This window comes from Nitrospira sp. (assembly GCA_024998565.1).
GTDB lineage: Bacteria > Nitrospirota > Nitrospiria > Nitrospirales > Nitrospiraceae > Nitrospira_A.
Window position 1 is genome coordinate 480,819 of the sequence record JACOEM010000001.1, and the last position, 21,073, is coordinate 501,891.

The window sequence follows — 21,073 nt, forward strand, 5'->3', positions numbered from 1 at the left end:
ACGGGCATCGACTCAATCGCGCCGCTGGCAGTTCCAGAATGCGTCCTGGCTTACGACCAGTGACGGATATCGACGAAATGTCCTTCGACGGCGGCGGCCACGGCCATTGCCGGCGATACCAGATGAGTTCGTCCGCCGGCTCCCTGACGCCCTTCGAAGTTCCGGTTGCTGGTTGATGCGCATCGTTCCCCGGGTTGCAGAACGTCGGCGTTCATCGCCAGGCACATGCTGCAGCCCGCTTCCCGCCATTCGAATCCCGATTCCTTGAAGATACGATCCAGGCCTTCTTGTTCCGCCTGCTGCTTCACGAGTCCCGATCCGGGGACCACCATGGCATGCACGGTGCTGGCGACTTTTTTCCCCTTGGCGAAGGAGGCGGCCAGGCGGAGGTCTTCAATCCTGGAATTGGTACAGGATCCGATGAATACCTTGTCGATCTTGATGTCGCGGATCGGCATGCCGGGCAGCAACGCCATGTACTCAAGGGCCCGTTCCGTCGCCTGGCGGAGTTTGTCGTCCCCCATAGTGCGAGGGTCGGGAACGTTCCCGTCCACGCCGGTGACCATCCCCGGGCTGGTACCCCAAGTAACTTGCGGAGCGATCGTTTCGGCTCGCAACTCTACGACGGCGTCATACTTCGCACCGGGATCGGTGGCGAGTTGCCGCCAGGCCGTCACGGCCTGATCCCAGAGGGCACCCTTCGGAGCCATCGGGCGGCCTTTAATATAGGCAAAAGTGGTTTCGTCCGGTGCCACCATGCCGGCGCGGGCTCCGCCCTCGATCGACATGTTGCAGAGGGTCATACGGCCTTCCATGCTGAGCGCGCGAATGGCCGACCCGGTGTACTCAATTACGTATCCCGTTCCGCCGGCCGTGCCGATTTTTCCGATAATGGCCAGAATGACATCCTTGGCGGAGCAGCGGGGCGACAGTTGCCCGTCGACGCGGACTTCCATGGTCTTAGGGCGTTTCTGAACCAGGCATTGCGTCGCCAGGACATGTTCGACCTCGCTGGTGCCGATGCCGAACGCCAGCGCGCCGAAGGCTCCATGGGTCGAGGTGTGAGAATCGCCGCACACGATCGTCATGCCCGGCAGTGTGAACCCTTGCTCAGGGCCGATGACGTGCACCACACCCTGCCGGATGTCGTTCATGCCGAACATCGTGATGCCGAACGTCTTGCAGTTATCGTCCAGTGTCTGAATCTGTTTGGCGCTGATCGGGTCGGCGATGGCCACGCGGCGGTCGGTCGTGGGGACGTTGTGGTCGGGGACGGCCAGCGCGGCGCCCGGTCTGCGCGGGGTCCGGCCGGCCACGGCCAACCCTTCGAAGGCCTGCGGTGAGGTCACTTCATGCACTAAGTGGCGGTCGATATAGAGCAACGTGGTCCCGTCCGGTTCCGCCCGAACCACGTGGTCGTTCCAGATTTTGTCGAATAATGTCTGTGCAGCCATGGCGATACTCCTTGTAGACCCGCCCCGTTGCCAGTGATTGAAGGCGCAGCAGCGGTGCGGGCCTATTATATATGCGAGCAGGCCTATGGCATCAAGGGCAAAGGGGGGTCGGAAGAAATTGCCTCTTTAGATTTTAAAACCGGGGACCGATACAGTCTGCATGGAACAGGAACCGGTCGACGCCGAACGCATCACGATTCCCCGCTGGACGATCAAACGCGATCCCCGGGCGCTGGGCTGCACGATCTGCGGATCGGCGATCGTGAAAATTACCGCCGAATGGCGGCAGGTTTCGTTCTGTACTTGCCGGTTGATCGAGTATCGTGTGCTGCCGCGCGCTCCCAAAGCGCTTCCCGCTCCGTCCCCGGCGGCAGACGTACGAAAAGAACCCTAATTTCGTTGAGTGTCTGACAATCTCCGAACCTCAGCCAGGCTTGTCTTCAGGCAAGCTCCGGGCATGGGTCTGGAGAGATCATTCTTGAAACGGAGGATCGTATGGCACGATGGCTCGGGGTATTCCTGTTCGCGGGTTGCCTGGGTGTGGCTGGTTGGTGTCCGGCCGAGGCGAAGGACCATGCTGTGGCAAAGTCGCTGACGCGAACCGGGCTAGCCGGTCACGGGCAGTTTTCCCGGGCCTGCGCGTCAGACGATGTGCTCGGAAATTGGCAACTGGTTGCCTTCGATTCCTCGTATCGGTTCCGAAACCCGCAGGCCCCGTATCTGTTTCCTCACCAAGCGTTTCAATACTCGCAGCGGGGTGGTGCCAAATCGGCCCACTCGCTCCAGCCGCTCTCCGGCGATCCGGACCAGCTGTTTGAGGCGGTGCCATTGGACATGACCTATCGAGTCGAACGAAAAGGCCGCGTCGTCCTCAAGTCAAAGGCGCATGATGAGACGGTGGAAACCTGGACCTGCAAGGTGATTACGGAAGATCCCGAGGGCATGGGAGATCAACCCATGCTGCAACGCGGCGATCTGGTGATGACCTTGATGGGAAGCCACGGGCAGGGGTTGTTTGTCCGTCATTTGAGAAAACGCGCCGCATAACCCGCTTGGCATGGAGCGGGGAGGCGTGCTACTACCGGCACGTTCGTCATGCGTCGGGGACAACGCATCGACCTATTCCGCCGAGGGGGCCATGGACGATCCGAATCAAGTGTGGAGTCAGCCGTCGGTCGTCGAATGGTCCCAGCTGCTATTGAACAGTTATCGCCACTGGGTCGGGCGGGACTTGATGCCACGGACCGGCGGGCCTGAGGAGCAGGCCCATGCATTGTTCATGGCGCCTTTTGTGGTGGTCTCGCACGGTGCGCAGGAAGATCCGATCCTGAATTACGGGTCGCATCTGGCGCTGACCTTGTGGGAGATGACGTGGGAGCAGCTCCTGCAGACGCCATCCCGCCTGACGGCTGAACCCGTAAATCGTGCCGAGCGAGAGTGGATGCTTGAACGGGCCCGCGTGCAGGGGTATGTGGATAATTACCGCGGGGTCAGAATTTCGAACAGCGGACGACGGTTTCTGATCGAACGCGCGATTGTGTGGAGCGTGGTCGACCGAGCCGGGCGTCGTCAGGGGCAGGCCGCGACCTTCTCACGCTGGACCTTCCTCTAACCGTCGGAATCGAGGGACGACGGTCTCGCCGATGGTCACCGATTCGAGAAACATCCCCAGCGGCCTGATCCACAGTCCGCCTGCCCCATAGAGCTGTCGATACACGACATACTCCTCCTCGGTTTCAGAGTGCCGAGCGACGCCCAACACCTCATAGTCCTTCCCTTTGTAGTGACGATAGCGACCAGGTTTCATCATGGTGTATCCTTGCGGGTTCGTGTCAGCGGGACAGTCTATCGGACCGGGAATGTCATCACAACTCTTTCACATACCTGAACGGCGGCATGATGTCGTGGTGATCGGCGGTGGGTCGGCCGGGTATGCCGCCGCGCGAACGGCTCGCGACGCCGGCGCCGATGTGGCCATCGTGGATCAGGGCCCGCTCGGGGGGCTGTGCATCCTGCGGGGTTGCATGCCGACCAAAACGATTCTACGGTCGGCTGAAATCATGGCGCTGATGAAGCGCGCGCGCGAGTTCGGGATTGCGCCGGTCACCGTTCAGGCCGATCTGTCGGCCATCGTCGATCGCAAGAACCGATTGGTTCAGGAGTTCGCCGACTACCGCATCGACGCGCTGCGAGACCCGCGGTTTACCTTGTATGAATCACGCGCCGAGTTCCTCTCGCCTCACGAACTTCGTGCCGGAGCTGTTCGAATTCGAGGTGGGGCATTCGTCATTGCCACCGGGTCGAGTGCGGCTGAGGTGGCCATTCCGGGGTTGGACGAGGCCGGCTACCTGACCAGCGATGAGATGCTTGATGTTCGCCGCCAACCGGCGTCGCTCCTGGTGTTGGGAGGTGGCCTGGTCGCCGTCGAGTTCGCGCAATTTTTTGCCCGAATCGGCACGAAGGTCACCATGTTACAGCGTGGCACGACCTTGTTGTCCGATATGGATGAAGACATCGGTCAGGCCCTGGCGGCGGCCTTTCGGGATGAAGGGATCGAGGTGATGACCGGCGTGTCGTTTCAACGTGTGACCTCAACCCCGTCCAAGAAGACCGTGCATTTTGTGCAGGGGGGGATCACGCACGCTTGCTCTGCCGAAGTCATTTTTCAAGCCCTCGGGCGTCGTCCCAACCTGAACGGGCTCAATCCGGAGGCGGCTGGTGTGCAAGTCATCGACGGTCGTCTGGTAGTCGGCGGCGATATGCGGACTTCTCAGCCGCACATCTTTGCTGTGGGTGACGTCAATGACCTCACTCCTATTGTGCACCTGGCCATACAACAAGGTGAAACGGCCGCGTTTAACGCGACGCATCCGAATGAGCCGGCACGTGTGATCGACCACCGGCTGGATGCCGAAGTTGTGTTCACCGAACCGCAGGTTGCGGTCGCGGGAATGAGTGAACGGCAGTGCCGCGAAAAGGCGATTCCGTATCTGACGGCGTCCTATCCGTTTGCCGACCATGGAAAGGCCATGTGTATGGGCGCCGCGCATGGCTTTGTGAAGCTGCTCTGTCGTCCGGACGACGGTGCCTTGCTGGGCGCTCAGATTGTGGGGCCGGAGGCGGGGGAATTGATCCATGAGTTGATCGCGGTGATGTATTTTCACGGCACCGCACAGGACCTGCTGCGCATTCCCCACTATCATCCGACGCTCGCGGAGATCGTGACGTATCCGGCGGAGTCCATTGTCGAGCAGATGGGGAGAGCATGACACGAACCGTTGCCGCCGGTGCGTCGGCCCTTCTGCTGCTGGTGACCCTGGCCTGCGGGCAACAGACGTGGGAGGCTGCGATGCAGGCAGGCGAATCGGCCTTGCAGCGAGGGCAGTATGAGCAGGCCGAAAAAATTTTCGCGGCCGCCGTGTCTAAGGCGGAAGAATTCGGTCTGCATGACCGGCGGGTCGCGGTGACCTTGGCCCATTTGGCCCAAGCCTACAGCGCGCAGGGGAAATTCGTCGAGGCTGAGCCGGTGTATCTGGAAGCGCTCAAGATTTACCAAGATGTGCACGGTGAGACCCATCTCGATGTGGCAGCCATGTTGAATAACCTTGGCGTGTTGCATCGCAAGCACGGACAATATGCCGATGCGCAGCGCCTCCTGATGCGGGCGCTCTCGATCAAGGAGAAGCTCCTGGGGCCGGACCATCCGGAGGTGGCGCTGGCCCTGAGTAATTTGGCCGCGATGTATCTGGCGCAAGGCGACGGGGAGCAAGCAGGGGCGTTATTTGCGCGGGCGTTGGCGGTGCGGGAGAAGCATTTGGGGCCTGACCATCCGGATGTGGCCAAAAATCTTGAGGACTATGCGAGTGCGTTGCGCAAGGTAGGTCGGGTTGCAGAGGCGGAGGGGCTCGAGCGGAGGGCAGGGGCGATTCGGTCAAAATCGAAATCGTGATGACGGAGAGGTGCAGAGTTGAACCGGTGGGATGCGCCGGTGTAGCGTACAGATTCGTAAGGGCTCGAGGACGAACGATGTCTGATTGGCGAACCAATGCATTGATTGCGCGCGGCATGGGCATTGTCTTCATTGCCGGGGGCTTCATGCTTGGTATTTACGGGTTGGAATTCCCCAACAGCATGTGGCTTCAAACTGCATTAGGGCTGCTTGTCACCGGGATGATGGCGCAGGGCTATGCGATGTATTGCTCCATCCGGCGGGTTCGGGAGCAGCGTGATTCGGAACGGTAGCCAGTTGAGACGCGAGACGGAGAAGACGATGGTGTGCCCTGGTCGATGGAGTACTCTCCTGCTCCTTTTCTGTGTCGTGGTGCTATCCGGTTGCGGCGGGCCTTGGCGTGACCGGTATTTGGATAAGGGAGTGAAGAAGCTCACGCAGGACGATATTGCAGATAAATTCGGTCCTCCAAGTACCGCGAAGACACCGGTGCTGGGTGGTGACACAGTCTGGACCTATCGCGTACCCATGGGGGATCGAGAAGTGCATCCCTGGGATCCTGGGAGTCTGACGGCCGGCAAGAAAACCAAAGCCCCACCATCGCCCTCGCCCTTCGGAAAAAGCCTGGCCGGTAATGACGAACCCTACCGGGAGCCGCTCTATTGTTATCGATATACGCTGTCGTTTGATGAGGCCAAGCTGCTGAAAGACTGGAAACGGGAAGAATGTGTTCCTCGCGCCAGTGAGGATGAGAACGCATCCCAATAAGGCGGACCCACGACGTTATGCGCGAACTGTTGCCGGTGATCGGATCGAGCGTTTTCTTCGACCTGCTCAAGTCCATCCTCCTCCTCCTCATTTTGCTCATCGCACGCACGGTTCTGGTCCGCTGGATCAAAGGCAATCAGACGCTGACCATCGATGCGAAGCGACGATGGATCGTCACGGCTCGGAACAGCATGGTGCTGGGGCTCTTCGTGGGGCTCGTCGTGATCTGGGCCCACGAGTTGGAAGCGTTTGCCGTGTCGTTGGTCGCGCTGGCGGCCACCGTGGTGCTGGCGACAAAGGAATTGATCCTCTGCTGGAGCGGTGCAGCGTTGCGTGTCGGCGGGGGCGTGTATGGTGTGGGTGATCGTATCCAATTGGGCACGTATCGGGGCGTTGTCCTGGAATACGATGTCTTCGCGACGAAGTTGCTGGAAATCGGGCCGGGTCAGACGTCGCATCTCTATACCGGTCGAACCGTGGTCTTCCCCAACAGTCTTCTGTTTGGAAATCCCTTGATCAGAGAGAGCCCGTCGCAGGAATACGGCCTCTATGTTTTGTCGGTTCCGCTTCAGAGCACGGACGATTGGCAAGCCGCTGAGCAAGCTCTGCTCAATGCCGCAAAAGTCGAGTGCGCCTCCTTCATGGATCAAATGGGCCGGCAGATGAAATTGCTGGAACAGCGAAACCTGCTGGAAGCGCCGTCTCCTGAGCCACGTATTACCATCCAGCTCCCTGAGGCGGGACGTATTCATCTGGTGCTCAGGTTTCCAGCCCCCGACCGTGGGCGTTCACGGGTCGAACAAGCCATTCTCAGGCGCTATCTCATCGCTGTGCGGACGTAAGGTCTCGCGACGATCCTTCCACTCACGTGTCAGTTTCTGTGAAGCCTCTGCCACCGGCTTGTCGTGTGAGGATTCGCGGTCCCGGCAAAAACCGGCAAAATAATTGGCAAACTCGTCCCTTCACGGTATTGATGAATCCTGCATGCCGGTCGGTTCTCCATTGAGCCGGGCACCATATTTCAACCAAGGGGGAGTTGTTGATGAGAAGGTCAATTGCTGTGTTGATCGCCGTCGCATTTGTGGGAATGAGTTCGTTGGCCGTGGCCGATGATATGGGGCTGGGTCAGATGTCCGAGGGGATGAAGCAGGACATGAGCGGGCTGTCGAACGACCTGAACGCCCAGAAGGAAGATCTGGCGAGTGACCTGAAAGCCAAGAAAGAATCGGTGAAGAGCGAGATGAAGGCGAAGCGGGAGGCGGCGAAAGCGAAGAAAAAGCAAACGAAGGCCGACTTGAAAGCAAAGAAGGAACACATGAAAGCCAAGGTCAAGGCCAAGAAAGACGCGGCTCGCGCGAAGGCGGCAGAAGCGAGGAGTATGGCCGACGATGCGGCTCACGAGGCCGGCGGGATGAAGAACGACGTCACGGGGGCGATGCGGAACTAAAGTCGGCCGGTTGGCTGAGAGCCGGATAACGCTGATATTCGACAATTGCGGCCTGTGATCGGGAAATGTCCGATCACAGGCCTTGTTGTTCTGTCTGCCTCAGTTGTTGCGGCGGGCGGGCTCTGCTAGAATCCTCGCCGTATGAAAGTCGCCACCTTCAACGTCAACTCACTGCGCAAGCGTCTCCCTATCGTGCTGCAGTGGCTCGAACGCCATCAGCCTGATGTGCTCTGTTTGCAGGAAACAAAAGTTCAGGACAGCGAATTTCCGCTGACTGCGCTCGCCTCCTCCGGTTACGAGATTACGTTCCGGGGTATGAAAGCCTACAACGGAGTTGCGATTCTCAGCCGAACGAAGCCTGAAGCAGTCTGGCATGGGTTCGATGACGGGGGGGAAGCAGAGGATGCACGGCTCTTACGCGTGGTGATTCAAGGCATCCCGATCATCAACACGTATGTTCCGCAGGGTTTCGAGATCGAATCGCCCAAGTACCAATATAAACTGGGTTGGTACGACCGGTTACGAAAGCATTTCGAAACTCATCTTTCCCCGAAGGAGCCGGCGATCTGGTGTGGAGACATGAATGTGGCCCCAAGACCCATTGATGTCCACAGCCCGGAGAAACATCTGAAACATGTCTGCTACCACGAAGACGCGCGCAATGCCTATGGGAAGACGGTTGCGTGGGGCTTCGAAGATGTGTTCTGCAAACTGTATCCAGATCGCCAGCAGTTCACGTTTTTTGACTATCGTGCACCCAGTGCCCTTGCCGCGAACAAAGGGTGGCGGATCGATCATATTCTGGCAACCCCGCCCTTGGCTCAGAAGTGTCAGCGCGTTGATGTCGATTTGGAACCACGCCGTGCGGCCGATCCCTCCGATCACACTGTCCTGTGGGCCGAGTTTTCCACCTAGCATAGCATTGCGCAGGGGCACCGTACCCTTTGTCTCGTTCAGACCTTAGAGGGATCTGGTAGATAGTCCGCTCTCTGCATCTTCATCTTCGCTGCGGCCAGCTTGATGGCCGCAGCGAAGATTGTACTCGTCAATCAGTGCCGCAGGACTCGGGGCATCTGTCATGCCGGTCCTGCGACTCCTCTATCACTGCAATACTTCGACTGGCTCCAGCAACAGTTGTTCAGCAAGTCGAGTTCGGCGGTTTTGTTCAATCAATGGATCGACAATCGATCCGCAATTAATGCAGCGCCAGACAAACGTTTCCGGCGAAAAGTCCGGTCTCCACTCATCGACCATCAACCCTTTGCATCGTCCGCATGTCATGGTTCCCACCTCCTTAGGATTGCGCCCTTATGATCTAAAGGCCGTGCCCATGTGAGGAGAGAGTAGCAACGCGAGATTAAAGAGGTGTTAGTGAGACGTTAAAACCATTTAATCCGGATTGTGTAGCGATATCAGGGCGTTCACGTTTCACGGTTGGACAAATTCTGAGCGAATGGGAAGGGTTCTGTACAAAATGAGGTCTGCGATGAGAGTTGTGGTGGCGATGCACGCTCGGAACATGACGAATCACAGGGTCAATTCGGCGAGCACCGAAATCGGCAGATCTACGCTGACTGGCCTCTGAAAAGAGAAGGGCTAATCAGTGAATCTGCCTTCCTTTTGGAGCGAACCGTTGAGTTTCTTGACAGAACTCCCCCCATCCTTTATCGATTGAACTGACAGTGTCATTCCGCTGCGCCCACGGCCGGTGGTGTGTCAGACTGTGGGAAGTTGCTGTGATCTGTGTCCGCGGTCGGTTTTGCTTCAAGGCCATCTGTCGTGAGTATTCAGGTGGAGCCGTGACCGGCGTCCGGCAGAGTATCTTGTATTCGGGAGAGCGGCGCTAATACCCGCCGATCATTCAGCATGATCCAACCCCTCACGTGTCCGCAGTGCGGCCAAGACAATGTGTTTCGTTCACGCTGCTCCACGCTGATGGAGCGGTTGCAGTCGCTTGCTTGTATTGCCCCGTTCCATTGTCAGTCTTGTAGCTTCCGTTTCCAGGCCTTCCGATTGGGACGCCGGTATCCGGCGCAGATGCTCGATCGGCGAAAACATCTGCGTATTCCTGTGCACCTGTTTTTGTCTTTCTCCGGCGGCAAAGTTAGGGGAGAAGGAACCGTCTTGGACATTTCGATGGGCGGGTGCATCATCGAGAGCCAAGCTCCGGTGCACGTGGATGATATTTTTTATCTTCAGATCGCGCTTGAGAATGACCAGACGCCGCTCGAAGTGGCTGCGATGGTTCGGTCTGTGAGTTCCCGCGGTATTGCATTCAAGTTTCTTCGGTCGGCGCAAGAAAACAAACGGCTGCTCGCGTTTGTGCACGCCAAAACTGAATCTTCCGGAGCAGGGTCCTCCAGCTAGCTGTACCCACTTCTCCTATTTCCTCCGTTGCCCCGCTCCAGTTTGCCCAGAGTCATGCCCGATTACGGGAACATCTGCTCGGACGCCAGCGGGCGACTTGCTGCGTGGGGGACAGCGTTCTCTTCGATGTTCTGTTAGAGTGGAGTTTCCCAGGCGGAGGCCTGGGGATGCTCAGTTGTGAGGCGGTCGTGTTCGGTGTGGTCGAAGGGTTCCACGATGAGGTCTGCTCGATTCAATGGTTCAGGGCATGCCGGTGACGAGAGAAAATCGACATAGTCTTGTGCCTTCGCCTCAGTGGCAAAGCGACAAAGCCCGTACTCCGGCATATGAGAGGATGGATGCCAGAAGGCCAGCCCGATGGAGCTGCCTTGAAACACTCCCAAGGCTCGATGCCGGACTTGATAACCCCCCGGAGTATCAGTCGAATGATCGAGTGCCATGCCGCTTCCCGTTGTGTGCTGATCGACTACAAGTGGGTAAGTATAGCAAGGTTATCAAGGAATCGACACCTCGCGGGTCCCGCCGGTGATTGACTTCGCCGGTGAAAGCCTTACGTCCTAAGAATGCGTGGTCCGCTGCGACCGGCGCGAAGGAGGAGAGCATGGTCATGTCATTGATGCGTTCGATGGGCGGAGTCGTGCTGCTTGCGGCAGTGCTGGCCCTGTCCGGCTGCGGCTATAACGACTTGCAAGGTCTTGACGAGGATACCAAGGCGGCTTGGAGTGAAGTGATCAACCAATATCAGCGGCGGGCCGATTTAATCCCGAATCTGGTGAATACGGTGAAGGGATATGCCGCGCATGAGAAGGATACGTTAGAAAGCGTCGTGCAAGCGCGTGCTAAGGCGACCAGCGTTCAGGTGACGCCGGAGTTGCTCAAGGACGAAGCCGCCTTCAAAAAGTTCCAAGAGGCGCAGCAGGGTCTCTCGAGTGCGCTGGGGCGGTTGCTTGCCTTGGCCGAGAATTATCCCAATCTCAAGGCGGATCAAGGGTTCCGCGACCTTCAGAGCCAACTCGAAGGCACTGAGAATCGCATCGCCGTGGCACGCAAGCGGTACATCGACAAGGTTGCAGAATTCAACAAGATGATTCGTTATTTCCCCACCAATCTCACCGCCAAGTTTCTCCTGCATCTGGAGGAGAAGGCCAATTTCACCGTGGCTGACGAAAAGGCGGTGGCCAAGCCGCCCGAAGTAAAATTCTAACGACGGTCTCCTAAGTCAGGGAGCGATTGCGATGCGGCTGCTGGGGCGAACAGGGTGGGGGCTCCTCATCGGGTGGCTCTGGCTCACAGGGGTGGCGAGCCTCCCAGCTGCAGCGCTGGATGTGCCGCCTCTCAGCGGGCGCATCGTGGATCAGGCGCACGCCTTGCCGCCTGCCGTCGCAGAGCGACTCTCAGCCGATCTGGCGGCACACGAAGCCAACACCTCCAATCAGGTGGCGGTCCTCATCATTCCATCGTTAGAGGGTGAGCCGCTGTTTGATTTTTCCCATCGTGTCGCGACGGCGTGGAAGCTGGGCCGCAAGGGGACCGATAACGGAGTTCTCCTGCTCGTCTCGATCAAGGATCGTAAAATTCGCATAGAGGTGGGCTACGGATTGGAGGGAGTCCTGACGGATGCAAGGTCGGCTCAGATTATCCGGAATGAGATTGTGCCAAGATTTCGAGCCGGAGATGTTCCGGCCGGTGTGACGGCCGGTGTCCAAGCCATCTTGCGCACCATTGAAGGGACCTACCTTGCACCGGAACATCCGGCGGGTACTCCTTCTTCCAGCGATGCCTTCGCCACTGCGGCCTTCGCGGTGATTCTGGGAGTCGTGGTTGGTCTCTTCTTCTCACGCGCTCATCGAGTGCTGGGGCCTGTTGTCGGGGGAGGCCTTTCGTTTCTGGCTGCCCCATGGGTGATACCGGCAGTGATGGCCGGGGCCGTGAGCCTGGTTCTGGTCGGCCTGCTGAGTAGGCTGGGACCAAGTAGCGGATCACGCAGGCGGGGAGACGGCGGTGCGTTTGACGGGACCTGGTTCAGCACGCAACAAGGCGGATGGGGGTCCGGTGGTCTCGGGGGGTCGTTTGGAGGATCCGGTGGCTTCTCCGGCGGTGGAGGTGATTTCGGAGGAGGAGGCGCTAGTGGCGACTGGTAGACGGCCGGCGCTGACCGATGAAGAACGCGCGCGTGTCGAGGCGGCGGTGCAGGCGGCCGAACAACGAACCAGCGCGGAAATTGTGCCGATGATCGTCGGGCGCTCCGGTGTATATCGTGAGGCGCACCATCGTGCCGGGCTACTGAGCGCGGTGCTCGCCTTGACGACGCTGCTGACGACCGAAACCACGTGGCTCCCGTGGGGGTGGCATGCGGCGAATGCCGTCTGGTTGCTGGGGGTGACCATGCTGGCCTATGCCCTCGGAGCCTGGGTCGGGATATGGCCTCCGGTGCTGCGATTTTTCACCTCCCGCGAACGGATGCATCGGAAGGTGCAGTTACGGGCGCAATTAGCGTTTGCTCAGCATGGTCTCGCGCAGACCCGTGAGCGAACAGGACTTCTGCTGCTGGTCTCCCTACTCGAACGGCAGGTCTCTGTGTTGGCAGACCAATCATTGCGCGATGGAATCTCGGATGCGGAGTGGCAGGAGGTTGTTGCCGTCGTCGTCGAACGACTGAAGGTTGGTGATCTGGTCGGCGGCCTGTGCTGCGGCATCGAAGCCAGCGGAATGCTCCTTGCGCGCACCTGTCCTGTGCGTGACGGCGACAATCCCGATGAGCTATCGAATCAGGTGATTCAGGATACGTGATCGCCGGTTCTTGTCCGACAATGGACGGCTCCATCCTGTTTCGCTACAATCGCCGATAATGTCGGATCCCGCCGAGTCCGTTGAACCATCTCGACCAGCTCCGGATGAAACCCGTTCCGTCGTCAAGGCGGCGGGCCTCATCGGCGTGGCGACCTTTTCCAGCCGTATCCTCGGTTTTGTCCGCGACATGGTGTTAGCGAGACTCTTTGGCGCGACCCCGGCGGCCGACGCGTTCTTTGTCGCATACCGCATCCCCAATTTATTGCGGGAACTGTTCGCTGAAGGCTCGATGTCCGCCGCCTTTATTCCGGTCTTTACCGAATATCACACCCTGAAGACCAAGCGGGATGCCTGGGAACTGGCCAGTGCCACCTTCACGACGCTGCTGACAATCGTCACCGCCGTGACCCTGCTGGGCATTCTGGCGGCACCCGGGATTGTCTGGCTCCTTGCCCCGGGTTTCCGCGGAAGTCCGGATAAGCTGGCGCTGACGACGCTGTTGACGCAGATGATGTTTCCCTATCTGATCTTCATCAGCCTGGCGGCCCTGGCGATGGGGATTCTGAACTCGCTGCGCGCCTTTGCGGCGCCGGCTTTCTCGCCGGTGTTTTTCAATATTGCTACCATTGCCTGCATGCTGTTCCTCTCGCCCTGGTTGCCGGAGCCCATCATCGGCGTGGCGATCGGCATCGTCGTCGGGGGGGTGGCGCAATTTGCGATGCAGTTGCCGGGATTAAAAGGCCGGGGAATGTTGTTCGGTCTGCGGTTACAACCCGGCCATCCGGGCGTGAAGCGTATCGGGTGGCTGATGGTGCCATCGTTGCTGGGCTTGTCGGTGACGCAGATCAATATCACCGTGAGTACGATCCTGGCCTCGTATTTTGCCGGTGGCCCGACCTATTTGTTTTACGGTATGCGGCTCATCCAGTTTCCGCTCGGCATATTCGGCGTGGCACTCGCGACGGCGATTCTTCCGACGCTCTCCGCGCAGGCCGCCCGTGGGGCCTTGGATGAATTGCGGACAACGATCGGGTTCGGCCTTCGGATGATTTTTTTCATCATTTTGCCCGCGATGGTGGGGTTGATCCTCTTGCGGCACCCGATCGTGCATCTGGTGTTCGAGCATGGATCGTTCACCAAAGCCGATACGCTGGCGACGGCGACGGCGCTCCTCTGTTATGCCGTCGGGTTGTGGGCCTTTGCCGGAGTGCGTATTATCGTCTCCGCGTTTTATTCTCTACAGGATACGAGGACACCGGCGGTCACTGCGGGGATTGCGGTCGGGGCGAATATTCTATTGTCCCTGTGGTTGATGACGCTGCTGGATGCCGCGGGGCTGGCGCTGGCCACGGCGCTGGCTTCCATGCTGAACGGGAGTATTTTGGTGGCCGTGTTGTACCGGCGTCTGGGGCGTGTCGATTGGGGTTCGATTGTACGGTCGGCTTTTCGAGTGTTAGGGGCCTGCATTCCGGTCGCCGTGATGTGCCTCTGGGTCGCGAATGCGTCCCTGTGGGAGCGCGACGGCGCGTGGGTCGTGAAATCCGCAGCCTTGTTTGGTGGAATCGGAGTCAGCGTCATCGGATATCTCGGGGTGCATATTATGCTCGGTTCGGAGGAATTGGACGTGATGCTAGGAATGGTGAAGCGGAAATTGGGCCGGGTCGCGAAGAAGTTTGGGGCAACCTGAGATGACGCATGCAATCACGTTTCAGACCGCTTGGGGCTTGATCCGTATTACGGCTTCCGAGAAGGGCGTGACCTCCATTGATTTGTCGCCATCGGATCCTGCTGCGCTGCAACAACCGGCTGAAGCTAGCGGCGCAGCCGCATCGATCGTGGAAGAGGCGCGAGTGCAGCTTCTGGCGTATATTGCGGGTACGCGTCGTGAGTTTTCTTTTCCGGTGGATTGTTCGGCCGGCACGCCGTTTCAACGGAAGGTCTGGAAGGCGATCACGCGGATTCCCTATGGCCGGGTGCGGTCCTATCAATGGGTCGCCATGCGTGTGGGTGGTAAGCAGTATGCCAGGGCGGTGGGGATGGCGCTCGGAGCCAACCCGGTCCCCATTGTAGTGCCCTGTCACCGGATCGTCTCACATGACGGTTCTCTGGGTGGGTTTTCTTGCGGATTGCCGTTGAAGCGTCGCCTGCTGAATTTGGAAGGCACATTGAATCAACTGCGGAATGCGCAGTGATTGTGGCTGGTTATCGCTCTGTGAAGGACGATGCATGAAGGCCGTCATTCAACGGGTCACACGCGCGGCAGTTGAGGTGGAGGGCCGGATCGTCGGCCGGATCGGCGCAGGTCTCTTGGTGCTGTTGGGCGTCGCGAAAGGTGATGCCGAGCGCGACCTGCTGTATCTCGTCGAGAAGCTTCAGACCCTGCGGATCTTCGGCGACGAACAGGGGAAGATGAATCGTACGCTCGCCGAGGCTGGCGGGGCGCTGCTGGTCGTTTCGCAATTTACGCTGCTCGGCGATACGACCAAGGGGAGACGGCCAGGGTTCGACCTAGCTGCTCCGCCGGAGCAGGCGCGTGCATTGTACGAAGAGGTCGTGAGCCGGCTTCGGGCGAAGGGCCTGACGGTGGAAACCGGGAATTTCGGGGCGCACATGCAAGTGGAATTGCTCAACGACGGTCCGGTAACATTTCTGTTGGACAGCCGAGTCGGATCGGCAGCTCCGCCGCTCAAGTCTTGAATGTACGTGCCGATAAGGAATCAGGGAGAAAGTCCGCTAGGGTTGAGCATGGTCTGCTATACTATTTTCACAGGGCAGGGATTGCCCGGGAGGTCGAGATGGGAAGTCCCGTTTCTCGCAGCCATCCACTCCGGCAGCTCTTCGGAGCGTTGACGGAGAAAAGCTTCACCGAACACCTCGGGTGGCCCGATCTGAATGTCACCGAGTACGTCTCCAACCTGCTCGTCGAATTCGCGCACACCGACCAACTCTACAAGATCCAGAATACGCAGGGCCGCGCCGTCGATTCCGTCGTCGAGATGCTGTTCGAATCCGAAGTGCTGTTGGACGCACAATCCTTCGAGCGTGAGCGCGAGGTGCACCGCCATATCGGTGACTTTACACTCTTCATGACCGGCCTGTTTCCAGAATATCTCCGCCGCCTCAAGAGCGTAGGCCGCATCTACCATAAAGACTTCCTGGTGGACTACGTGAAGACGGGCAAACGCTCGTACGGGTTGGTCGCCGAGTATGGCAGCTACGACCCCGAGCAGGATTCCCCGTTGTTCCGGAAGCTGTCGGAAAACTTCGAGCTGTGCGTGACCGGTTTGGGGTTTGTCCGGTCAGACCTCGATCGAATGCAAGATCCTGCCTGCCGTCGTGTGAAAGATCTCCTGCTGAATTGAAACGCTCACGACCGATCCTGCTCATTCACGGTGGCGCGGGACGCCGCGCCATGACCGTCGCTCAAGCGGCCTGCGTCGAGGCCGCCCTGGCCGAGGGCCATCGTTTGCTCATGGCCGGTACTCCGGCGCTGTCTGTGGTGGAAGAAGCCGTTCGCCTGCTGGAGGAGTCAGGCCTGTTCAATGCAGGGCGAGGCTCGAACCGTCAGCTCGATGGAGTGCGGCGTATGGATGCGTCGATAATGGAAGGGCGCGATCTGCGGGCGGGGGCTGTGGCCTCCATCGAGGGCATCGTTCATCCCATTACCGCCGCGCGACTGGTGATGGAAAAAACGGCCCATGTATTGCTGGTCGGGCAATCCGCTTCCCGCTTTGCGGACTATTTCGGCTTGGAGCGCGCGCCCCGTGCCAAGCGGACGGCAGGGCCACAGTCCAAGGAATTGAGGCCGCGGGACGGGCTGAAGCACACGTTGCGCTTGCATCAGGCGATCATGCAGCGGGGCCGCCTCCGTGCGCGCAGCTTGGGCAAGGAAACCGTGGGCGCGGTGGCCTTGGATCTCGCCGGAACGGTGGCTGCCGGCGCATCGACCGGCGGGGTGGATGTGATGCTGCCGGGCCGGGTCGGCGATACGCCGTTGATCGGATGCGGGGTCTATGCCGACAATGAGGCCGGAGCGGTCTCCATGACTGGATTAGGGGAGAGCATCATTCGAGTAGCCGTTGCGAAGGAGATCAGCGATCTGTTGGCGAGCGGGTTGAGTCCGCTGGTAGCGGCGAATCGGGTACTGCGGAAGGTCGTGGAGCGTATTCACGGTGCGGCCGGGGTGCTGGTGCTCTCGCCCGATGGCCGGTTCGCCATTCGGCACAGTACGCCGAACATGGTGGCCGGTGTGATCGGGCGCGACGGCCGCCCACATGTGAACGGGCGGTTTGCCTAGTCGCGCGAGTGGCTGATACAGTGACCAGAGGTATCAGCTCATGCCGGCACTCTTTCACCTCGCATTTCCTGTCCACGATCTCGCCGCAGCCAAGCAATTTTACGTCGATGGTCTCGGTTGTGTGCTGGGTCGGGAATCCTCCTCCGCCGTTACCTTCGGACTAGCCGGGCACCAGTTGGTCGCCCATCTCTCTACCCAGTCGACAGTGCCGCAGAAGGGCGTCTATCCGCGTCATTTCGGGCTGGTGTTGACGCAGGAAGAGGAATGGCAGGCGCTGGCCGATCGCGCGCAGGCCAATGACCTCAGGTTTTATCAGCAGCCACGCCGCCGGTTTCCCGGGACACGGATCGAGCATCGCACATTTTTTCTGGAAGACCCGTCAGGAAATCTGCTCGAATTTAAATATTACATGCACGAGTCGGCGATTTTTGGAGAGCGGGACTACAACTCAGTCGGCGAATCCACGTAGCGCAGGAGTCGTTTGTGGTACGTGGTCATTACTCCACGGGGACTACTTCGAGGTTCTCCGAAGGGATTCGGTTAATCGAGGGCGCTTTCCGGCTGTTCCCCCGTTCCAGCCATCGGACGATGTGGTGCTGCCGTCGATTCAAGTAGGCGGTATGGCGGATCGGGTCATACCGGCGCGGGGAGGGAAGAATCGCGGCCAGTAGCGCCGCTTCGTCGATCGTCAGCTCCTTGGCCGATTTCCCGAAATGGTGCCGCGCGGCCGCTTCCGCGCCGAATACGCCCTGCCCCCATTCCGCGACATTCAAATACAATTCCAAAATCCGTTCCTTCGTCAAATGATGTTCCAGGGAACGGGTGATGAGGGCTTCGCGGGCCTTCCGTAGCAGGGAGCGTTCAGACGAGAGGTACAGATTCTTCGCCAGCTGCTGGGTGATGGTGCTGCCGCCGCGCTTGAATTCGCCGACCTCCAGGTTGTAGAGCGCCGCATCTTTGATGCCTTCCCAATCGAATCCTTCGTGCGCGAAGAACGAGGCGTCTTCGGCCGCCACCACGGCGCGCTGAAGGGCGGGCGCGATTCGAGCCAGAGGGACCCAGGAGAATTTGATGTGCAGAGGATGGCCTTGTTCCTTGGCCTGAGCCCGCCGGGCTTCCATGACCGCTGTTTCCGTGGGGTGATGTTTGGTCAGATGGGAGACGTCCGGCAGCGTCACCAGCCAATACAGCGCCAATGCGGCTGCGGGGAAACCGACCAGGATGGTCCCCCACAACAGCATTCGGCCGAACAGGCTGCCAGTTGACTTGCTCATTCCCGACACTCTATCTATGAGGACACGAGGTGTTCCACCGGTCCGGCCTGTGTCTCCGGAGGTGAAAGCACATCCCGCACGTCGATACGCGGTTGATCACCATGAAATTACTCAGCGCTGAGTTTATCAAAAGTTCGGTCTCCCCAGAACAGTTTCCTCCCGACCGATTGCCGGAGATCGCCTTCGTCGGACGATCCAATGTCGGGAAGTCCTCGTTGATCAATTCCCTGCTTCACCGCAAGAAGTTGGCCAAGGTCAGCAAGACGCCGGGGAAAACGCGAGCCGTTAACTTTTTCACGGTCCGCACCTCGGATCCGAAGCTCTCCCTGCTGTCGCTGGTCGACCTGCCCGGATACGGGTACGCCAAGGTCTCCAAAACCATGCGGGCGCAATGGGGGCCGATGATCGAGCAGTATCTCGAACAGCGACAATCCCTCGGCGCTGTGATTCTGTTGATTGAGGCACGTGTGTGGATGCCGCAGGATGTGATGACGGTGCAGTGGGTGCAGTCCCTCGGGTGCGGCATGATCATCGTCCTGACGAAAGCCGATAAATTGCGGCAAAGTGAGCGGGCGCCCAGCCTCGCTGCCGTGCGGACTGCTTGCGGATTGGGGCCCGAGGTGCCGATTGTGCTCTACTCGGCTGAAACGCATGAGGGGCGGGACGCCTTGTGGGGCGAGATTCGTACGCAGTTTAAAACTTGATCTCGATGTAGGCCTTGTTTTTCAGGTCGGCCATCCAGATCTGGTACTGATCTTCGGTCTTCTGCTGAAACACGAGGGATTGAATTTCGGCCTTCACCTGTTCAAACGGCCGGAACTGGCGCGGCTTTTTGTCGTCGACCCGCACGATGTGCAGCCCTTCCGACGTCTCCACAATGCCCGTAATCTGCCCCACGTCCACGGACGTCAGCGCCTGTTCCAGCGCGGGAATCAATTCGCCTTGTCGGACTAGGCCGAGCCGCCCGCCGCGCGAGGCATCCGCGCCGTCGGAAAAGCGCAGGGCGAGATCCTCGAACGGTTCACCTTGCTTGAGGGTTGCCAGAAGCGCTTCGGCTCGTCCATGGGCGGCGGAGAGGCCGTCCGGCGTGCGCGGCTTGATCAGGATTTGGCTGAGTTGGTATTCCTCGGGGTAGGCAAACCGGTCCTGGTGCTCATGGTAATACCGTTTCATTTCCGAGTCCGCCACCATAATCAGGCCGCGGACTTCGCGGTCGACAACTCGCATCAAGGTCAACTGTTCGCGAATGCTCCTGGCGGTGTTCGGATCGGCGCTGTCGATGGCCTCGCCCTGTTTCTTCATCTCTTCGACCGCCTGCACGACTTCCTGATCGGACACGTCCACACCTTTGTTCTTCGCGGCTTGCAACTGCAGTTTCCGCTCGATCATTTTCGTGACGCCCATGGCCTCAGCCGTCTTGAGGCGGCGCTCCAGGTCTTCGCCTTTGTACAGCTTGCGCAGCCGGTCCTGCTCGGGAAGGAGGTCGCGTTTCAATTCGGACAGCATGATCAGGTCGGTATTGACGACCGCGACAATGCGGTCTTCCAGCTTGGCGGCCTCCGCATTGGAAATCAGGATGAAGAGTAGGCAGAGGCAGAAAATGAGCGCACCAAGGGTGGTGAACCCGGTTGCGCTGCGAGCGGGTCCGGGGGAACGCCTGTCCCTCAGGGACGAGAAGAGCCTGTAGCCGTGGAGGCAGGTGCGGGCGAACAGCGATTGATCGTTCATAGGGTTGTTGGATTGTACACAATCGAGGCGTCAGAAAGGGAGCGCTCTGGAGATGAAAAACGCAGACGGGTGAAGACGGAGGGGAGTGCGCGGGCGGTTACGGGCGCGGTGGTTCATCGGTCACGTAACGAGCTGCGTCGGCCAGGCGGATCGTGGCGCCGGTGCGAAGTTCGGCAAACACATCGTCCAGACGTTTCCGGCGTTTCTCGGCCAACAGTTCCTGGCGGAGTCGTTCGCGGGTGGCCTGGTCCGCCTGCAGAATTTCCGGCTCCAGGGGGCTGACCTTCACGAGGTAATAGCCCTGCGCGGTCTTGATCGGATCGCTGATGACTCCGGGGTGCAGAGAAGGAATCAGCGCATCGACTTCCGGCTCCAGCAGACCTTTCTTATAGGGGCCCAGATCGCCGCCTTTGGCACGGCTGCGTTCGTCGATTGAATACCGGAGGGCGAATCGCGTGAAGTTACCGCCCGCTTCGACCTGCCGTTTGAGGTCCTTGGCCGCATAGACGTTCGGCAGCAGCATAATCGACACTTGCACCTTGGGATTGGCCAGGAGCTGATTGGCGTGTTTCCCCAGATAGGCGTCCAGTTCCTCTTTGCTGACTTCGACCTTGGTCTTGATCCGGTCTTTGAGCAACTCATCCAGAATCAGCTGCTCGCGGTAGCGCAGGGTCTTTTCGCGAATCTCATCGGACTGATCCAAACCCTGCTTGCGCGCTTCCTGCATCAGCAGTTCGCGCATGATCAATTCATCCAAAAATCGGCGTTTCCCGCCTTCCTTTTCGTAGCGCGCGCGCGTGGCCTGCGACAGGTCTTCCCAGCGGATGTCGAATTCGGATTGAGTAATGGATCGGCCGTTGATCATCGCGATCACCGGCTCTTCCTGCGGTGGTTCGGTGCAGGCGGCCAACGACCCGAGCGCGCAGAGACCCAGCGCGGCGCTGGTCAATCGTGTCTGCCAGAATGAAATCTGTCGTGTGCGCGGTGGCGTCATGCGGT

Annotated in this window: 28 protein-coding genes; 21 read left to right on the plus strand and 7 right to left on the minus strand. The window is 59.4% G+C overall.

Translation table 11 applies throughout. The features are described from left to right. Positions 1–50: 50 nt before the first annotated feature. Positions 51–1,454, minus strand: a complete 1,404-nt coding sequence (leuC, locus tag H8K11_02475; protein ID MCS6262596.1) for a 3-isopropylmalate dehydratase large subunit — start codon at positions 1,452–1,454, stop codon at positions 51–53. Between the two features lie 160 nt (positions 1,455–1,614). Between leuC and H8K11_02480 the strand changes: the two genes are divergently transcribed. The 3 genes from H8K11_02480 to H8K11_02490 all read left to right on the plus strand — a co-directional run bounded on the left by H8K11_02480 (position 1,615) and on the right by H8K11_02490 (position 3,066). Further along, positions 1,615–1,848, plus strand: a complete 234-nt coding sequence (locus H8K11_02480) for a hypothetical protein (GenBank protein MCS6262597.1) — start codon at positions 1,615–1,617, stop codon at positions 1,846–1,848. Positions 1,849–1,949: 101 nt separating this feature from the next. Further along, a complete protein-coding gene (locus H8K11_02485; GenBank protein MCS6262598.1) occupies positions 1,950–2,501 on the plus strand; it encodes a hypothetical protein in 552 nt (183 codons plus the stop codon). A gap of 10 nt (positions 2,502–2,511) precedes the next feature. After that, on the plus strand, positions 2,512–3,066 hold the full coding sequence (locus H8K11_02490; GenBank protein MCS6262599.1) for an MEKHLA domain-containing protein: 555 nt from the start codon (positions 2,512–2,514) through the stop codon (positions 3,064–3,066). On the opposite strand, the gene H8K11_02495 is transcribed toward H8K11_02490, so the two are convergent. After that, a complete protein-coding gene (locus H8K11_02495) occupies positions 3,046–3,261 on the minus strand; it encodes a DUF1653 domain-containing protein (protein ID MCS6262600.1) in 216 nt (71 codons plus the stop codon). The genes H8K11_02490 and H8K11_02495 overlap by 21 nt on opposite strands. Positions 3,262–3,313: 52 nt before the next feature. Between H8K11_02495 and H8K11_02500 the strand changes: the two genes are divergently transcribed. The 7 genes from H8K11_02500 (at position 3,314) to xth (ending at position 8,533) form a co-directional block, all read left to right on the plus strand. Next, complete coding sequence (locus tag H8K11_02500; GenBank protein ID MCS6262601.1) at positions 3,314–4,723, plus strand: FAD-dependent oxidoreductase; 1,410 nt, start codon at positions 3,314–3,316, stop codon at positions 4,721–4,723. Further along, positions 4,720–5,403 (plus strand): tetratricopeptide repeat protein, encoded by a 684-nt coding sequence (locus H8K11_02505; GenBank protein MCS6262602.1) that lies wholly within the window; start codon positions 4,720–4,722, stop codon positions 5,401–5,403. The genes H8K11_02500 and H8K11_02505 overlap by 4 nt, the downstream gene beginning before the upstream one ends. 77 nt (positions 5,404–5,480) lie before the next feature. Beyond that, positions 5,481–5,696, plus strand: a complete 216-nt coding sequence (locus H8K11_02510; protein MCS6262603.1) for a hypothetical protein — start codon at positions 5,481–5,483, stop codon at positions 5,694–5,696. Positions 5,697–5,724: 28 nt separating this feature from the next. After that, positions 5,725–6,171 (plus strand): hypothetical protein, encoded by a 447-nt coding sequence (locus H8K11_02515; protein MCS6262604.1) that lies wholly within the window; start codon positions 5,725–5,727, stop codon positions 6,169–6,171. Positions 6,172–6,188: 17 nt separating this feature from the next. Then, positions 6,189–7,013 (plus strand): mechanosensitive ion channel family protein, encoded by an 825-nt coding sequence (locus tag H8K11_02520; protein MCS6262605.1) that lies wholly within the window; start codon positions 6,189–6,191, stop codon positions 7,011–7,013. A 200-nt stretch (positions 7,014–7,213) separates the two neighbouring features. Continuing rightward, complete coding sequence (locus H8K11_02525) at positions 7,214–7,618, plus strand: hypothetical protein (protein MCS6262606.1); 405 nt, start codon at positions 7,214–7,216, stop codon at positions 7,616–7,618. Positions 7,619–7,759: 141 nt separating this feature from the next. Further along, positions 7,760–8,533 carry an exodeoxyribonuclease III gene (gene xth / locus H8K11_02530; GenBank protein MCS6262607.1) on the plus strand — a complete coding sequence of 258 codons (774 nt, stop codon included), beginning with the start codon at positions 7,760–7,762 and terminating at the stop codon, positions 8,531–8,533. Between the two features lie 186 nt (positions 8,534–8,719). On the opposite strand, the gene H8K11_02535 is transcribed toward xth, so the two are convergent. Then, positions 8,720–8,899 carry a hypothetical protein gene (locus tag H8K11_02535; GenBank protein MCS6262608.1) on the minus strand — a complete coding sequence of 60 codons (180 nt, stop codon included), beginning with the start codon at positions 8,897–8,899 and terminating at the stop codon, positions 8,720–8,722. Between the two features lie 585 nt (positions 8,900–9,484). On the opposite strand from H8K11_02535, the gene H8K11_02540 reads away from it, so the two are divergent. Next, the gene (locus H8K11_02540) at positions 9,485–9,985 is read left to right on the plus strand and encodes a PilZ domain-containing protein (GenBank protein MCS6262609.1); all 501 of its coding nucleotides are present in this window, start codon (positions 9,485–9,487) and stop codon (positions 9,983–9,985) included. Between the two features lie 134 nt (positions 9,986–10,119). Here H8K11_02540 and H8K11_02545 read toward each other — a convergent pair whose 3' ends face one another. Next, positions 10,120–10,425 (minus strand): hypothetical protein, encoded by a 306-nt coding sequence (locus H8K11_02545; GenBank protein MCS6262610.1) that lies wholly within the window; start codon positions 10,423–10,425, stop codon positions 10,120–10,122. 161 nt (positions 10,426–10,586) lie between these two features. On the opposite strand from H8K11_02545, the gene H8K11_02550 reads away from it, so the two are divergent. The 9 genes from H8K11_02550 (at position 10,587) to H8K11_02590 (ending at position 17,541) form a co-directional block, all read left to right on the plus strand. Beyond that, entirely contained in the window at positions 10,587–11,189 is a 603-nt protein-coding gene (locus H8K11_02550; protein ID MCS6262611.1) for a LemA family protein, read from the plus strand. A 31-nt stretch (positions 11,190–11,220) separates the two neighbouring features. Beyond that, a complete protein-coding gene (locus tag H8K11_02555; GenBank protein ID MCS6262612.1) occupies positions 11,221–12,126 on the plus strand; it encodes a TPM domain-containing protein in 906 nt (301 codons plus the stop codon). Beyond that, positions 12,113–12,775: a TPM domain-containing protein gene (locus H8K11_02560; protein ID MCS6262613.1), complete on the plus strand. Its 663-nt coding sequence runs from the start codon at positions 12,113–12,115 to the stop codon at positions 12,773–12,775. The genes H8K11_02555 and H8K11_02560 overlap by 14 nt, the downstream gene beginning before the upstream one ends. A 58-nt stretch (positions 12,776–12,833) precedes the next feature. Beyond that, positions 12,834–14,462, plus strand: a complete 1,629-nt coding sequence (gene murJ / locus H8K11_02565) for a murein biosynthesis integral membrane protein MurJ (protein ID MCS6262614.1) — start codon at positions 12,834–12,836, stop codon at positions 14,460–14,462. A gap of 1 nt (position 14,463) precedes the next feature. After that, complete coding sequence (locus tag H8K11_02570; GenBank protein ID MCS6262615.1) at positions 14,464–14,967, plus strand: methylated-DNA--[protein]-cysteine S-methyltransferase; 504 nt, start codon at positions 14,464–14,466, stop codon at positions 14,965–14,967. Between the two features lie 34 nt (positions 14,968–15,001). Beyond that, the gene (locus tag H8K11_02575) at positions 15,002–15,472 is read left to right on the plus strand and encodes a D-tyrosyl-tRNA(Tyr) deacylase (protein MCS6262616.1); all 471 of its coding nucleotides are present in this window, start codon (positions 15,002–15,004) and stop codon (positions 15,470–15,472) included. A gap of 98 nt (positions 15,473–15,570) precedes the next feature. Then, on the plus strand, positions 15,571–16,137 hold the full coding sequence (locus H8K11_02580; protein ID MCS6262617.1) for a hypothetical protein: 567 nt from the start codon (positions 15,571–15,573) through the stop codon (positions 16,135–16,137). Further along, complete coding sequence (locus H8K11_02585; GenBank protein MCS6262618.1) at positions 16,134–17,072, plus strand: isoaspartyl peptidase/L-asparaginase; 939 nt, start codon at positions 16,134–16,136, stop codon at positions 17,070–17,072. Before H8K11_02580 ends, H8K11_02585 begins: the two co-directional genes overlap by 4 nt. A 40-nt stretch (positions 17,073–17,112) precedes the next feature. Continuing rightward, positions 17,113–17,541: a VOC family protein gene (locus H8K11_02590; protein MCS6262619.1), complete on the plus strand. Its 429-nt coding sequence runs from the start codon at positions 17,113–17,115 to the stop codon at positions 17,539–17,541. Positions 17,542–17,569: 28 nt separating this feature from the next. Here H8K11_02590 and mtgA read toward each other — a convergent pair whose 3' ends face one another. After that, positions 17,570–18,346 (minus strand): monofunctional biosynthetic peptidoglycan transglycosylase, encoded by a 777-nt coding sequence (gene mtgA, locus H8K11_02595; protein MCS6262620.1) that lies wholly within the window; start codon positions 18,344–18,346, stop codon positions 17,570–17,572. Positions 18,347–18,447: 101 nt separating this feature from the next. Here mtgA and H8K11_02600 point away from each other — a divergent pair, with 101 nt between their 5' ends. Further along, positions 18,448–19,050 (plus strand): YihA family ribosome biogenesis GTP-binding protein, encoded by a 603-nt coding sequence (locus H8K11_02600; GenBank protein MCS6262621.1) that lies wholly within the window; start codon positions 18,448–18,450, stop codon positions 19,048–19,050. On the opposite strand, the gene H8K11_02605 is transcribed toward H8K11_02600, so the two are convergent. Next, positions 19,040–20,074: a peptidyl-prolyl cis-trans isomerase gene (locus H8K11_02605; protein ID MCS6262622.1), complete on the minus strand. Its 1,035-nt coding sequence runs from the start codon at positions 20,072–20,074 to the stop codon at positions 19,040–19,042. The two genes, H8K11_02600 and H8K11_02605, sit on opposite strands and share 11 nt — an antisense overlap. Positions 20,075–20,171: 97 nt before the next feature. Further along, positions 20,172–21,068, minus strand: a complete 897-nt coding sequence (locus H8K11_02610) for a peptidylprolyl isomerase (GenBank protein MCS6262623.1) — start codon at positions 21,066–21,068, stop codon at positions 20,172–20,174. Positions 21,069–21,073 lie beyond the last annotated feature (5 nt).